At 36.1% G+C, this 15,543-nt stretch carries 11 protein-coding genes; 8 read left to right on the top strand and 3 right to left on the bottom strand.

Features of this window, described 5'->3' with window-relative positions; all coding sequences use genetic code 11:
- Nucleotides 1–181: 181 nt before the first annotated feature.
- A complete protein-coding gene (locus tag J2S77_RS12100) occupies nucleotides 182–565 on the bottom strand; it encodes a hypothetical protein (RefSeq protein WP_306977694.1) in 384 nt (127 codons plus the stop codon).
- Between the two features lie 873 nt (nucleotides 566–1,438).
- Between J2S77_RS12100 and J2S77_RS12095 the strand changes: the two genes are divergently transcribed.
- The 7 genes from J2S77_RS12095 to J2S77_RS12065 all read left to right on the top strand — a co-directional run bounded on the left by J2S77_RS12095 (nucleotide 1,439) and on the right by J2S77_RS12065 (nucleotide 9,185).
- Nucleotides 1,439–2,023, top strand: coding sequence for a TetR/AcrR family transcriptional regulator (locus tag J2S77_RS12095; RefSeq protein WP_306977692.1), 585 nt, complete (start codon nucleotides 1,439–1,441; stop codon nucleotides 2,021–2,023).
- 14 nt (nucleotides 2,024–2,037) lie between these two features.
- A complete protein-coding gene (locus J2S77_RS12090; RefSeq protein ID WP_306977690.1) occupies nucleotides 2,038–3,351 on the top strand; it encodes a cytosine permease in 1,314 nt (437 codons plus the stop codon).
- A 12-nt stretch (nucleotides 3,352–3,363) separates the two neighbouring features.
- Nucleotides 3,364–4,464, top strand: a complete 1,101-nt coding sequence (locus J2S77_RS12085; protein WP_306977687.1) for an S-methyl thiohydantoin desulfurase family protein — start codon at nucleotides 3,364–3,366, stop codon at nucleotides 4,462–4,464.
- Nucleotides 4,457–6,016, top strand: a complete 1,560-nt coding sequence (locus J2S77_RS12080; protein ID WP_306977803.1) for a hydantoinase/oxoprolinase family protein — start codon at nucleotides 4,457–4,459, stop codon at nucleotides 6,014–6,016. The genes J2S77_RS12085 and J2S77_RS12080 overlap by 8 nt, the downstream gene beginning before the upstream one ends.
- A gap of 858 nt (nucleotides 6,017–6,874) precedes the next feature.
- Nucleotides 6,875–7,615, top strand: a complete 741-nt coding sequence (locus J2S77_RS12075; protein WP_306977685.1) for a YveK family protein — start codon at nucleotides 6,875–6,877, stop codon at nucleotides 7,613–7,615.
- A complete protein-coding gene (locus J2S77_RS12070) occupies nucleotides 7,605–8,294 on the top strand; it encodes a CpsD/CapB family tyrosine-protein kinase (RefSeq protein WP_306977683.1) in 690 nt (229 codons plus the stop codon). The genes J2S77_RS12075 and J2S77_RS12070 overlap by 11 nt, the downstream gene beginning before the upstream one ends.
- Before the next feature lie 123 nt (nucleotides 8,295–8,417).
- Entirely contained in the window at nucleotides 8,418–9,185 is a 768-nt protein-coding gene (locus tag J2S77_RS12065; RefSeq protein ID WP_306977681.1) for a tyrosine-protein phosphatase, read from the top strand.
- A gap of 129 nt (nucleotides 9,186–9,314) precedes the next feature.
- Here J2S77_RS12065 and J2S77_RS12060 read toward each other — a convergent pair whose 3' ends face one another.
- Both J2S77_RS12060 and J2S77_RS12055 read right to left on the bottom strand, forming a co-directional pair.
- A complete protein-coding gene (locus J2S77_RS12060) occupies nucleotides 9,315–12,461 on the bottom strand; it encodes a M14 family metallopeptidase (RefSeq protein ID WP_306977679.1) in 3,147 nt (1,048 codons plus the stop codon).
- Nucleotides 12,462–12,614: 153 nt separating this feature from the next.
- Entirely contained in the window at nucleotides 12,615–14,135 is a 1,521-nt protein-coding gene (locus J2S77_RS12055) for a glycosyltransferase (RefSeq protein WP_306977678.1), read from the bottom strand.
- Nucleotides 14,136–14,696: 561 nt separating this feature from the next.
- Here J2S77_RS12055 and J2S77_RS12050 point away from each other — a divergent pair.
- Complete coding sequence (locus J2S77_RS12050) at nucleotides 14,697–15,425, top strand: GntR family transcriptional regulator (RefSeq protein ID WP_306977675.1); 729 nt, start codon at nucleotides 14,697–14,699, stop codon at nucleotides 15,423–15,425.
- Nucleotides 15,426–15,543 lie beyond the last annotated feature (118 nt).

The following is a 15,543-nucleotide window of genomic DNA, read 5'->3' as shown; positions in this document are numbered from 1 at the left end:
TCAACATGAGACTTATGGTGCCAAATGGTTTTGACGTTTCAAATCTATTATTTAGTTGAACTAAAACATCCACTGACAGAACAACAATAACCCATATGTTAGCTAACATCTTCTCAATGAATGTGACGTTATTTTTCAATCGAGTGGTCAAATAGAGAGCTTATTCCTTATCAGAATTTGCTTATCCTTCTATCAACCCTAAATACCTCACTTCCTTATCATTCGTTTTGACGATATAAATGTTACTTTTTTCTTCAGGTTCGTATACCTTAGTTCCAACCGGCAATTTATTTGCTGTGTAATCTTCAAACTCATCAATATTGTTAGTCTGCTTTTTGATTTCGCCAACTTCTTCACCTATCGTTAATTCTTCCTCATTAACCCATTCAATTTCCTCAGCATTTTTATATACAACGCCATTTACAACAAGTATATCTGCATCCATATTTTCTTCTAATATTTCTTCAGGAGTTGGATTATCAATAACATTTTCTGTTGTTTGATTACTACAAGCTACCATCATGATTGATAAAAATAAAACAACTGATAACGTGTTTTTCCTCATTCAATCATCCTCCTTTAGATATTAGACGTCGAAATAAACTAAAGGTTTCAATTTTATCTCTTGAATCAAATTCACCACCATTATCATCAAAAAAAGCACTGGTTCTCCAAATGTTTAGTTATTAAACATTTGGTTCTCTATATTCAAAAAAAATAATAAAATAACGCGACATATATCTAATTAATAAAAATTGGAACAGAACCGGGAAAATAATAAACTTTGGAAAACAGACTATTTTGGAGGTCAAGTAATAGTAGGGTTAAATACCTTGATAAAATATTTATTGAGAAGGAACGTAGAACGAAATTGGACGAAAAGAAGGTGATGAAACTTTTTGTCTCCAATTTTATTCATCGATAATATCACAAATAACCTGCATCGTTTAACTGTCATCACTTAATATATAACACTTAACTAAGAATAAAAACGGCGAAGGAAATGTTTGGTTTTTACCAATTCTCCAGTTAGCACAATAAGTCTTGGCAGCTACTATTAGTATTAACAGGATTAAAGGTGGCTTGTTATCGTCACTTGTTGAAACAGATGTTGACACCTCTTTTTTACTAGTTTATACAAAATATTGTTATATTGGAAGATAGACTATTTAAGAATTTGTTGAATTTTGCAGAAATCCATATCAGCCCTCCCTAATCAATATTTCAGGTTTATCAAACCCCCGCCACAACAAGAAATCGCTTACATTAATTTTTTTCGAAAAAGTTATTGTTTTCAGTCAATTCAAATGCTATGATACTTTTTAAATCGATTAAGAGTTATCAAAAAATTCGAATAAAAGAGGAGGTTTATTATTTTTTTAGTCAAAACCTAACTAATATTCGTTAGGTAACCATTCATTTTAATCATGGAGGTCTTATGTCTACTACTAAAGAACAAATTAAAGTCGCTGCAACATCCCTATTTGCTGAGGAAGGATTTCGTGGGATGACCATAAAACAAATTGCTAAGGAAGTTGGCATTAAGCCACCTTCTGTCTATGCGTTTTTCGAGGGTAAAGAAGATCTTTTTTTAACAATCTATCACGACTTATTGGATGGCCATCGCACCACTGTTAAATCGCAATTAAATCAAGATATTTCATCAAAACAACAACTATTCAACATTCTCAAATCTGTCATCGAATTTCAGAACCAAGAACGTTTGAAGTCTAAATTTCTTATTCAATTAATGATCTCTCCTCCTGCGTTTTTAGAAGAAGACATTAAAGCTCGTTTTAAACAAATGGAAGATGATGAATACGAAGTGCTCCAAGAAATTTTCCAACGTGCCATTGATTCACAAGAAATTGATGAACATGACTCTACTGAACTAGCAATTGTTTTCCAAGGTATGATGGATGGTTTGTTTTGGCAAATGCAGCGTTATGACGTCGAGATCATGACGCAAAGAATGGATTTACTGTTTCAACAGTTTTGGAAGAGTTTAAATTTGAATAGATAAAAGGAGGTCTGACAATGTCAGATATAGCTGAGAAGAACTTAGTTAAAGATTATGAACGGGAGCCCGTACCAGAACACAAACGAAAAGGTTGGTTTAAATTATCGATCGTCTGGCTTGGTGGTATTGTCGCATTATCTGCAATAGTACTTGGTGGCACACTTGCGGGCGGCTTATCCATGTCACAAGCCATTATTGCCACATTAATCGGCACTTTTCTATTAGCTTGTTTAAGTGCACTTTGTAGTGTTGTGGGTGCGAAAACGAACCTTTCAACAGCTATGGTGTCCACCTTCGCCTTAGGTCAATACGGAGCATATGCTGTTTCTGTTGTCATCGCACTATCATTATTTGGTTGGTTTGGTGTTCAATTAGACCTGTTTGGAACAAGCTTAGCTCATGTTATTGACAACACGTTTGGTGTTTCCATTCCGCCTAAAGTACTTGTAATCGTTGGCGGTATATTAATGACAACAACTGCAGTCATCGGTTATAAAGCCATTGAAAAATTAAGCTTAATAGCTGTTCCGCTACTTGCGATTCTGATTATCGCGTCTTTAATCCGCGTTGGAATGAGTTCAGACGCCAACCAAATATCTGATAATGTGTTTGGCGATCCATTATCAACAGGTGTGGCTGTCTCCTTGATTATTGGTTCATTAGCAGTTGGTGCGATTATTGGTCCGGATATTTCACGTTATGCTAGATCAACTAAAGATGCTGTGATTTCTTCCTTCGTTGGTTACTTTGCTGGCTTTAGTTTAGTCCTAATCGCATCAGCGATTTTAGCAAAATTTACGACTGAAACAGATATTGTTGCCATTATGCTTAGTCTAGGTTGGGGAACTGCTGCCTTACTCGTCTTAATTCTAGCGCAGTGGACAACAAATGATAACAATCTATACTCATCAGCTCTTGGCTTTTCAGCGATCTTCAAGAATACACCTAAGTTCGTGCTAACTATTTTTGCAGGTGTGATCGGGACTTCACTCGCTGTTGGTGGTATTTATGACAATTTCATTCCATTCTTAAATTTCCTAAGTGCCCTAATTCCACCTATTGGCGGTGTCTATGTAGCTGATTATTTATTGAACAAAGAAAAATATACTTTTGAAAACTTTGATTATATGCCAAAAGTGAATCTACCGAATGTAAGCGTCTGGGCTGTAGCTGCATTCTTTGCATTTTTAACAACCCCTCAGCCGAACGGTTTTGGCTTATTTACCTTAACAGGAGCATCTGGCTTCGACGCCTTTTTAGTCGCGTTTATACTTCAGTTAGCAGTTACAAAGTTCACATCAATTAAAACAACAAGAGTTGCAACAAACTAAAGGAGGTTAATCATGCGTTATTTAGGTAAGCAAGAAATAGAAGATATAGCTATTGGCGCTGCATTATTAGGAACAGGCGGTGGTGGCGATCCGTATATTGGAAAGTTAATGGCTCTTCAAGCGATTGAAGAGCATGGCCCAATTAAATTATTAGATCCTGAAGAGGTTCCCGATGAAGCTGTCATCGTCCCTTCAGCTATGATGGGGGCACCTACAGTCATGGTTGAAAAAATCCCTAGCGGTGAAGAAGCAATTACTGCTTTCGAATCTTTAAAATCGAATCTATCCACTGAAATTTATGCAACGATGCCCATAGAGGCAGGAGGTGTTAATTCCCTCCTCCCCTTTGCATTAGCTGCCCGCCAAGGCTTACCAGTTATCGACAGTGATGGTATGGGCCGAGCTTTTCCGGAATTACAAATGGTGACGTTCTATTTAGACGGTTTAAGCGCAACGCCAATGGTTTTATCTGATGAGAAAGGCAATGGCATGGTCTTAAACACAATTAATAGTGTTTGGGCGGAGCGACTCGCGCGTGGGGCCACGATTGAAATGGGCGGATCAGTCATGCTAGCGATCTATCCAATGACAGGTGAACAAATGAAATCATCATCTATTCGCAACTCACTATCATTAGAAGAAAACATCGGTCGCAGCATTCGTGAAGCCAAAGAGAAAAACTATAATCCAGTCGATTCTGTTTTAGAACTTACGAATGGTTATGAGCTATTCCAAGGCAAAGTAAAAGATATTAATCGTAAAACAGAATCTGGCTTTGCTCGAGGTACTGCAACCATAGAGGGAATTCATCATGATAAAGGTAAAGAGCTTGAATTAAATTTCCAAAACGAACATTTAATGGCGACTGCTGATGGTGAATTGCTTTGTGTGACACCAGACCTCATTGCTGTCCTAGATGCCGAAACAGGCATGCCCATAACGACTGAAGGACTACGATATGGAGCTCGTTGCATTGTCATCGGGATGCCGTGCGATGAAAAATGGCGAACTGAACAAGGAATTGCAACCGCTGGACCAGGTTATTTTGGATACGATGTGAATTATACACCCGTTGAACAACTTAACGAACAGGAGGGAAACCATGATGCATAATTACCGTATTGGTATAGATGTTGGTGGTACTCACACAGACGCTGTCATACTAGACCAAGAATTCAACGTGATATCTGAAACCAAACAACAAACGACCACTGATGTAAGCACCGGGATTTATCATGCCGTCAAAGAAGTGCTCGATTCATCTAACGTTCCAAAAGATCAGATTAACTATGCCATGCTTGGAACAACCCACTGTACGAATGCCATTGTAGAGCGTAAACGGCTCAATAATGTTGGCGTTATTCGTATTGGTGCTCCTGCGACATTAGGCATTAAACCATTAGTCGGAGTGCCAGATGATCTAAGAAATATACTAGGACAGCACGTGCATATCGTCCGAGGTGGACACGAATTTGATGGTCGAACCATTGCTGAATTAGATACTGAGAAAATATACGAAATCGCTCATGACCTCAAAGGAAAGGTCGATTCAGTTGCCATCACCTCTGTTTTCTCACCTGTTTCAACTGAACATGAATATGAAGCATATAACATTTTACAGGAAGTATTAGGTGATGATGTGTCCCTATCAGTTTCAAGCGAAATCGGAAGTGTTGGCTTACTCGAACGTGAGAATGCCACCATTCTTAACGCTGCAGTAGTCAATGTCGCAAGAAGTACAGCAGATGGTTTCATTAATGCACTCAAAAAAGAAGGTGTCGATGCCAAAGTCTTCTTTGGTCAAAATGATGGTACCTTAATGTCCGTAGAATACACTGTAAAATACCCAATTCTAACCATTGCCTGCGGACCGACCAACAGCATTCGTGGTGCATCGTATTTAACCAATCAATCAGACGCGCTAGTAATCGATGTTGGTGGCACAACAACAGATATCGGCGTTCTAACGGGCTCTTTCCCACGTCAATCATCTCTCGCCGTTGAAATCGGCGGTGTTAGAACGAACTTCAGAATGCCTGATATCACATCAGTTGGAATCGGCGGTGGAACGATCGTCCGCGAAAATAGCGACGGTACTATAAAGCTTGGGCCTGATAGTGTTGGCTACCAACTTCAAGAAAAGGCCCTAGTATTTGGTGGTGATACCGTCACAACAACTGATATCGTTGTAGCAAAAGGGCTTGCACAAGTAGGGGAACCTTCACATCTATCTAATTTAAGTGAAGATTTTGTTGATCAAGCTTATCGAACACTCGTTGAAAATGTCGAGGTAGCCATCGAGAAAATGAAAACAAGCGCCGAACCCATTCCGGTAATATTAGTTGGCGGTGGAAGTATTTTATTACCAGATGAGTTAGAAGGCGCTTCTGTTGTTCATCGTCCAAATAATTTCGGCGTAGCCAACGCAATCGGTTCAGCCATTGCACAAGTAAGTGGTCAAATTGAACGCGTATTCGCCTTAGACGAATTAGGCCGGGAAGCAACCATAGAACATGCTAAACAACTTGCGATGAACGAAGCGATTAATGCTGGTGCATCTGAAAATGATTTAGAAATCGTCGACTTTGAAGACGTCCCTCTCGCCTATTTACCTGGTAATGCAACCAAGATTAAGGCGAAAGCAGCTGGGACTTTGGCGGAGTAAAAGATGGAAATGTCTATTCAATAATTTTAATTCAATAAGGCGCCATTCCTAATGGAGGAATGGCGCCTTATTTTAGGTTGATTTCTAATCTTATCTAAATGAAATCGCGATGCTCTCGCAACTCTACCTTCAACATGACTTATCAATCGAAACAGAACAGCGAATGCTCAAAACAGAGTTGCTACAAGTTGAATTATTGCAGATAGTCGCCGATATTTTCATCGTTTCAGCGCCTCAGAAATTTTATCAACGCCTCAATAAATATATCAGCGCCATATGAAATTTATCGACGCCTCAGCATATATAACGGCGCTCGCTAATATATATCGGCGACCTTGTGTATTTTATCGGCGACTGAGTCCGAAGCGCAATATATACTAATTCAAACTATATATAGTGGTGATATTTCCGATACCATTTGAATCTAATTAAGCTTTAACAATTATCTTCGATGGTTTCCATCTATAGCAAGTCTTCTTTCGAGTTATTGATATATTTTATATACTTAGAAGAGTGTCCCTTATGGGTAAAATGTCATGATTCAAATGTTTTATCGACAATATTCGTATAAAATGAACATTTGATAAGTTTCAATGAAGGATAAATACTGGTATGATCAGGTTCATCAAACTATCTTTCTCGCCAAACTAACCCCAAATGAAACAATTGCAATTCTATGTCGATTTAATTTATAATCATAGAGATAACAATTTTACCTCATTATGCTTTAGTTGTTAAAGATTAGCATCTTTTCTGTTTATCAAAAATAACGTAGCTTTATAACCACTTAAATATCCGCTATTTCTTAACCAATTCAATCTTTATCAATAATACTATTAAACTTACGGAGGTCCATATATGGAAGAAACAATATCATTACAAGAAATATGGCAGACTTTAAAAAAGCGGCTGAAATTGATCATTCTAATTACAGTACTAGCTATTTTAGCCAGCATCATTGCAACTATGTTCTTTATGACGCCACAATATGAAGCAGATTCCCAGTTTATCGTTGCTCAATCTGAAAATAATCAAAATCAACAAATTACCCAAGGTGACATTCAAACTAATGTAGAGTTAATAAATACATATAATGTAATCATTCAAAGCCCCGCTGTTTTAACTGATGTCATAGACGAGCTTGGATTAGACTTATCAGCAGGAGCATTATCAAATCGTATTAGTGTAAATAATGCTAACAGTTCACAAGTAGTAAACGTTGCAGTGACAGGATCTGATCATGAGGAAGCTGTTAATATAGCAAATACTACAGTTTCAGTTTTCATGGATAAAGTTCCTGAATATATGAACGTCGATAATGTTAGTGTCTTGTCAGAAGCTGTACACGAAACAAATCCTTCTCCAATCAGTCCTAACTTAACTCTTAATCTAGCAATAGCAATGGTTTTAGGTGTCATGATTGGAGTTGGAGTTGCATTTATACTTGAGTACTTAGATACGACTATTAAAACCGAAGATGATATCGAAAATACTTTAGGGTTACCAACAATGGGGTTAATCTCAACATTTGAATTCGACGAAGGAAATGAACCAAGCAATCAAAATCGTTCAAGAAAGGGTGGTCCATTTGGCGCGTAAATCAACCGTGAAACGAGCCCAGCAACATCGAAGCCTTATTACTCACGAACAACCAAAGTCACCAATATCGGAGCAATTTAGAACACTTAGAACGAATTTACAGTTTTCGGCAGTTGACCAGGATTTAAAATCGATCGTCGTCACATCTTCTCACCCAGCTGAAGGAAAGAGCTTAACTGCTTCAAACTTAGCTGTTACTTTTGCCCAGCAGGGGAAGAAAGTATTACTTGTTGATTCTGATATGCGTAAACCAACAGCTCATTACACGTTTCGTATGAGTAATACAATGGGGCTAAGCAATGTACTTGTTGGTGACTTTTCATTAGAAAATGTGGTTCAAAAAACGAAAGTAGAAAATTTAGAAATATTAACTTGTGGTCCTGTACCACCTAATCCAGCTGAGTTAATTGGATCAAAGTCCTTTTCACAACTAGCTGAGCACGCTAATAAGTTGTATGATTTAGTGATTTTCGACACACCACCTGTATTAGCTGTAACCGATTCACAAGTCTTATCTCAATATGTAGATGGTGTTTTATTAGTCGTTCGAAGTAAAGTAACTGACAAAAACACTTCAGCTCGTGCTAAAAACTTATTAGAACAAACACACGCTAATATATTGGGTGTTGTGTTAAATGATCGTGAAACCAAAAGCAGTAATTTATATTACTACTATTAATATTAGGTCTAAAGTCTTGTTCATGGTATGAGCAAGACTTTTTATTTATATCCTGTTGCTAAATTTGTCGAAGAGTTATAAACTGAGTAAAAAGTGCTTATTATAGTAGAAAGGAGTGAGTGGATGATTGATATTCATAGCCATATTCTACCTGGTGTCGATGATGGCGCCCAAAATATAAATGATAGTATAGAAATGGCCAAAATGGCAGTTTCTCAAGGAATCACTACTATTTATGCAACACCCCATCACTTAAATGGACGTTATGAAACACTTCCGCAAACGATTAATGAGCAAGTACATATATTGAATCAAGAGCTTCATAAACATCAAATCGATTTGACTATTAAATCAGGACAAGAAATCAGAATTAATGGTGAGGTTAATGAATACTTAACTAAAAAATCAGCTATTGCATTGGGTGATAACACAAACTATGTTTTAATTGAGTTCCCTACAAGCCATGTCCCTAAATATTCAAAATACACATTTTATGATTTACAACGAGATGGTTATCTACCAATTGTTGTTCACCCCGAACGAAATGCAGCTATATTCAAACACCCAAGCATTCTATATCGAATGATTAAACGAGGAGCCTTTAGTCAACTCACGGCTGGAAGCGTGGCTGGACATTTTGGCAAGAAGATTCAAAGTCTCTGTTTCAGGTTAATTGAAGCTAATTTAGTCCATTTCATCGCATCTGATGCACATAATATTGATTCACGCGGCTTCTTCATGAAGGAAGCTTTCGAAGTCATTGAAAAACGTTATGGATACGGTTTAGTGGAACAATTCCAAGAGAACGCTAGAGCTGTTTCATCCAATGAAATGGTGATTGCAGATCCTCCAATTGAAGTGAAGAAGAAAAAGTTATTAGGTGTATTTTAATAAAGCTTATAATATAATAAAGAGCCTAATAGCACTACCGAATCATATTAATTATTTAGTCATCAACAAAATAAGCACTTAACCACTTTAATTTAAAAGTGGTTAAGTGCTTTATTTATCCTTCTCCTATTATCTCTGATAAGCTTCCTCAGCTAGCATCAAACCAATAGAATCATTTTGATTCCAGATTCGGTTATAGTTACTTAATGGCACTGGTCGATCACCTACATATGGTGACACTTCAGGAGTGTAGCCAGGATATCCAAGTGAGTCTAGTACCCAGTCTTTATATCCTCCACCATTCAAATTATATGGTACATATAATGAATAGCCAGTCTTACCACTAATCATTTCTGCAATGCGACGCGTATCATCGTATAACTGTCCACTTGTGTTATAGTCCCAGTATAATATCTCACCTGCTGAGTGATAAGCGACAGCAGTTTTGAAATCGTGACTAAGCGTAAAGTCAGCTAATGCTCTTGTCTCTGGTTCAGATAATGGTTCAGTTCCTTTATAACGCTCTGGACCCGGGAATGGCTCCGTATTACTGAGTGTGCCCCAATCAGCAGGGTATTGTCTGTTCAAGTCTACCCCATTAGCATTCGCCTTCCAAGCTGAGAAATCTCTACTACCATCATTTAATGCAACGACATAATCTGAATTATCGACAGCACTAGCTCCTTTTTGAACCAATGAAACACCATCTGGATTGACCATTGGCACATAATAAATAGAAGCTTTATTTAATACTTCTCTAACATCATAGCCATCAATTGTTTCACCTTTAACAAAGGCTTGGCTATAAGTATCAATTTGATCCATCACTAAATTAGTTGTAATCCATTCACGTGCGTGGTGAGCAGCATTAATGGTGACTTTTGCATCGCCATTACCTACCCTTATTGCATAAAGGTTTCGCCCATCAACTGATTGACCAATCACTTCATAATCCACTAAGCCAGGATATTGGTCAGCCAATTGATAAATATCACTTTCCATTTGGTTATACGTATATTCAGTATGGGGGTTTACAATTGGATCTACACTTAAACCATCTAAGCTAACATCATTTTTATGAATATACCCTGTGTGACGCTCTCCATCAACAAAAAAGACCGCTTCATACCAGTTTTCCGTAAAGGATTTAAACATTAATTGTGATCCAAAGTTATATCCTTTTAACTCATTGGAATGACGACTAGCCTCTGAATATACATGAACACGGTCACGAATAGCTACACCTTCCAAGGTTTCTTGCTCAGCATTCGAATCAATCACTTCATTTTTCGGAATATAACCTGTGCGACGCTCTCCATCAACGAAAACTACAGCTTCATACCAATCTTCTAAATAAGTTTTATAGTATAATAGTTTCCCTTCTGAATAGTCTTTTAGTTCTTTAGAATGTTTACTAGGTGAAGCATATACATGTGCCTCAATATCATATGCATACCCTGTCAAACTAGTTTGGTTTTGTACAGGTTGTTCGACATCACTCTGATGAATATAGCCAGTTTGACGTTCTCCACCTACGTATACAATCGCTTCATACCAACCATCAATAAAAGTTTCATAATACAATTGATGTCCTTGGTCATAAGACTTTAACTTCTTGCTGTCTCGATTAGGTGTATCATAAACGTGAGTATGATGTTTCATTCCAATTCCCGTTAAGCTTTGGGGATCATTAGTAGGTTCTTCAACATCGTTGTTATTAATATACCCTGTATGTTTTTCGCCATTTAAATAAACAATCGCTTTATACCAACCGTCGATAAATGTTTGATAGTACAAAATAGATCCTGCTTTATAGTCCTTCAAAACAGATGCATTGTCATTTGGTTTATCATAAATATTAGTCTGACTTTCTAATGCAACACCTGATAGATCTTCAGGATTCTCAACTGGTTGTTCTACATCATTACTATTGATATAACCCGTTCTTTTTTCTCCATTTACATAAACTATCGCTTTGTACCAACCATCGATAAATGTCTTGTAATACAAAGTTGAACCAGCAGCATAGTCTTTCAACACATCTGAACTACTATTAGCACTTTCGTATACATTGGTGCGTTCTTTCGTAGCAATCCCTGATAACTCTTCAGGGTTTTCTACAGGCTGTTGTACATCACTTTTGGCAATATAACCCGTTAGGCGCTCACCACCTACATAGACAATTGCTTGATACCAATCGTCTAAAAATGTCTCATAATAAAGTACCGACCCTTTAGCATAATCCTTTAAGACGTCTGAATTATCATTTGCACTCGCATAAACTTTTGTACGATCCTTTGTCGCAACTCCAGATAAACTCTCTGGATTCTCCACAGGTTCTTGTACATCACTTTTAGCTATATAACCTGTCTCACGTTCTCCATCAACAAAAACAATTGCTTGATACCAATCATCTAAAAAAGTTTCATAATAAAGAACCGAACCTGCATCATAATCTTTCAAAATAGATGAACCTCTTTTCGGATCTGTGTATACATTAGTCGGGTTTAAAGTCGCTACGCCTGATAAATTAACAGATTCATCAACAGGATATTCAATATGATCCTTGTGAATATACCCCGTTTTACGTTCTCCGTTTACATAGACGATCGCTTCATACCAATTGGATAAGTAAGTTTTATAGTAAAGATAATGTCCTTTTTCATAGGACTTAATCGCCTTACTATCTAAACTTGGCTTTGCAAAGATAGGTGTTGGTTCCTTCGAAGCATATCCCGTTAAAGATTCTTGGTCTTGAATAGGTTCCTCTATTTGAGATTTCGAAATATAACCCGTTTTTTGTTCACCATCAATAATGACAACTGCTTCATACCAAGACTCGGAAAATGTTTTATAGTATAATAGATTCCCTTTAGCATAACTCTTCCACACATCAGCATTTGTCGTTGGACTTTGATAAACTTGAGTTGCTTCTGTTGCATAACCAGACGAATTACTTTGATCTTCTTCAATTCGTTCTACTTGATCTTTATGTATAAATCCTTGCTCATTCTCACCATCTACCTTAACGGTTGCATTAAACCATTGATCATCATTTTTATCGGTTAAAGTTAAGATAGTTCCATCTTGATATGTTTTTAATACTGACGATTCTGTATTTTTTTCTTGATAAACCGTTGTATCATTCTCTATTGCTATCCCTTCAAATTCGTGCTCATCTGCATTGATTACATTCTCAACCATAACAGACGACATTACTAATAATAGTAATATAATAGAAACTGTCCTAATCGTTACTCCCCTTGTGAAATTCAACGTTAAATCATCCCCCATTTAATGTAGCTTTAACAATATTATAACAAAAATAGAACACCAGTATATAAGAACCCAGGAATTTCATCTTTACTTTGACGTTTATTATAAAACACCCGGCTCACATGAGAGCCAGGTGTTTAAGGGGAGGAACTATTACTCATTATTTTGAAACTCGTCAAAGCTGTCTATTAAATTAATCCAACCATTAATATATTTTTCTTCACTAAATCTACTGTGAACTTCTTTTGCATTTTCAGAAAACAATTCACGTTTGCTACTATCTGTCATCAGTTCAATGATTCCTTGAGCTAGAGCATCCTTATCTCCTTGTTCAACAACCATCCCATCTACTTCGTCTCTAATAATATCATCTGGACCATACTTAGTATTATAAGAGACTACCGGTGTGCCAACAGACAAGCTTTCTAGTACAACTAAGCCAAATCCTTCAAAATCCGAAGTCAGAATTGAACAGGCAGCCTTTTGATATTCCTTCAATGGTTTATTTGTATATCCGCACAATGATACGTTTTCATCTAAACCTAATTCGTTAATCAATGACTTCAATTCGCCTTCTAGTTCACCTTTTCCATATATCATAAACTTGGCATCAGGAATTTCATCTACAACTTTTCGAAAAGCTCTTAAGGCTTCGTCCATTCTTTTTACTGGATGTAGTCGTGCTATAGCAACTACGCTATGAGGATCATACTCCACTTTTTCATCTAAATAATTCATATTGGAATGATTAACTGGATGCGGTATGACATGAAAATTATTATTCTCTCCATAAATTTGCTCGGCATCATTTTTTTGCTTTTCAGTTAAGAAAACAACTTGATCTTGTTTATTGAGATTTTCAAATAAATCATGATAAACCTTTTTTACTTTATTTATATTTGTATATGGTTTCCGTAAATGACTATTATGGATAACAAATATCCGTTTACAATTATCAATCTTTAAAGCTTTCTGGAAATGTTTTTTATTATCTAGTATAAGAATTGGGTTGTTAATTTGTTTGGTCTTCTTTTTTAACCAATTCTTCTTTAGTCCACCAGGTGTTTTAAATTCTTTAGGTTTACCATTCATCAAGACAGTACGTTGTCCTTCTTGAGTAACTGGATTTACCCATATAGTAAGATAAGCTTTACCATTGTCATCAAAATATCGATCTAAACGCGGTTTATTAGAATGAAGATCTACATGTCTTTTCCTAACCAATTGCCCATAAGAATTATATTCTTCTCGTGAGACTCGATGTCTGGATTCATTCATATTATCGATAAAATTAAGTATGTTTTGATCATCATATCGCTCGTATTTAACATAAATACCATTTCTATAATACCTATAAGTGGGTTTGCTCTTTTCTTTATCTTTTATCCTTAATAACCCTTTATCGTGCTTATTACTTATTTTATTAAATAATTTAAATTTCTTTTTAGGTTTTAAATCCTCAAACATGTTTAAAACTTTAACTCTAGGGTCTAGTTCATTATTATTATACAGTTCATTAATAATTTGGTGATAACGTTGCTGATACGTGAAGGTCAAGATATAGACTTGATCATAATGATCGGCCAATTTATTCGCCCTTAATAACACAGCTTTAGTCATACCACCTCTATTAACATCTAATGAGTTAGTCACTAATACTGGCGTCCCTTGCATACTAACCCTGCTTTCTATAATAAAATTGAATGATTGAACATCTTAACAATCATTCTATTCAACCTTTTATTTTTTGATTTATCCACATTAAATAATCTACCCTTAATCTAAAAGGCATAAACTGCATCCCACTTAAAATAATATTACTTCTCTATGTTAATTAGAAGATTCACTTGGATAGATTCAATACATAAAGCTTAATAATCATATGTGACTACGTTAATGTCAACTAAGGGTTCATTAAGAATATATTATGATGTGTACCATTACAAGACACAGAGCCAAATATAAGGATTAGGCTTCATACCGACGTACACTTAACCGTTTCGATATGACTATATATGTCTGTAAAAGGATATGATTATTTTCCCTGATATTTAAGAGTTAATTATCAGCATTTATCAATTAACTTTTAGCTTAATTACTATCTGATCTTCACTATATTTAAGACAATGCACGAGAATTATCATAATCATACCGTGCTATCAATCCAATCGATTAAATGTTAAAATTTTTTCAAAAAGTATTAACATTAATAACTTAAAAAATACGGGTGATCACATGGCATTAAATTATATAAATTCTATCCCTTTACATTATCAACTATTCAAGGAAATTGAAGAGAAAATCTATAATGGGAAATATAACGAGAAAATCCCTAGTGAACGTGAATTAATGGATGAATATTATGTTAGTCGAAGCACGGTTAGACAAGCCATTTCGCAGTTAGTAAAAGCGGGCGTCCTTGAACGCAGAAGAGGAATGGGAACCTTTGTTAAAATTAAGCCTATTAACGACTGGTTAGGTAATTTGCGAAGCACAAATGAAACAATTGAAATGATGGGCATGGTTCCTGGAGCTAAACTAATTGAATCTAGAATTGTAAAACTAGATTCAGAATTAAGACGAAAAACAGGTTTAGAAGAAGCTTATTATTTCAAACGGTTACGCTATGCTAATCATTTACCACTAGGGATTGAATCTCATTATTATCCTGTAGAGTTAGGTAAGAAATTAGTTAAATTTGATTTAAATAAAGAATCATTTTATCACTTAATGGAAGAACAATTAGGTGTGAAATCATTTGATGCTGATCAGAGCATTACTGCCAGCATTATCAATCCCGAAGATGCTCAGCTTATGAACCTTTCCAATAAATTATGTGTTCTCCATACACAAAGGAAAATCATTGATGTTAACGAACAATTTGTTGAGTATGAAGACGCTATCTATCGGTCAGACATGTATGCTTTTAACATAAATCTGTCTAGAGGGTTTAACATTGATTAAAAAAAGGTCGTCTCAAGTACTTGTGAACTATACCCCAGTTAGTGGACTTAATAAAAAAAGTCCCTAGCTGGGGTTTGTTATGTTATGGACATCCCCCCCTGTTATAATGGAATGAATC

This window comes from Alkalibacillus salilacus (assembly GCF_030812915.1).
Lineage (GTDB): Bacteria > Bacillota > Bacilli > Bacillales > Alkalibacillaceae > Alkalibacillus > Alkalibacillus salilacus.
Note: the sequence above shows the minus strand (reverse complement) of the source record. Positions and strands in the feature narration are given on the sequence as shown.

Coding starts and splice junctions, on each gene's coding strand:
- J2S77_RS12075 (WP_306977685.1), top strand. CDS start 6,875: ATGGAAGAAACAATATCATTACAAGAAATATGGCAGACTTTAAAAAAG.
- J2S77_RS12085 (WP_306977687.1), top strand. CDS start 3,364: ATGCGTTATTTAGGTAAGCAAGAAATAGAAGATATAGCTATTGGCGCT.
- J2S77_RS12055 (WP_306977678.1), bottom strand. CDS start 14,135: ATGCAAGGGACGCCAGTATTAGTGACTAACTCATTAGATGTTAATAGA.
- J2S77_RS12095 (WP_306977692.1), top strand. CDS start 1,439: ATGTCTACTACTAAAGAACAAATTAAAGTCGCTGCAACATCCCTATTT.
- J2S77_RS12090 (WP_306977690.1), top strand. CDS start 2,038: ATGTCAGATATAGCTGAGAAGAACTTAGTTAAAGATTATGAACGGGAG.
- J2S77_RS12100 (WP_306977694.1), bottom strand. CDS start 565: ATGAGGAAAAACACGTTATCAGTTGTTTTATTTTTATCAATCATGATG.
- J2S77_RS12080 (WP_306977803.1), top strand. CDS start 4,457: ATGCATAATTACCGTATTGGTATAGATGTTGGTGGTACTCACACAGAC.
- J2S77_RS12065 (WP_306977681.1), top strand. CDS start 8,418: ATGATTGATATTCATAGCCATATTCTACCTGGTGTCGATGATGGCGCC.
- J2S77_RS12050 (WP_306977675.1), top strand. CDS start 14,697: ATGGCATTAAATTATATAAATTCTATCCCTTTACATTATCAACTATTC.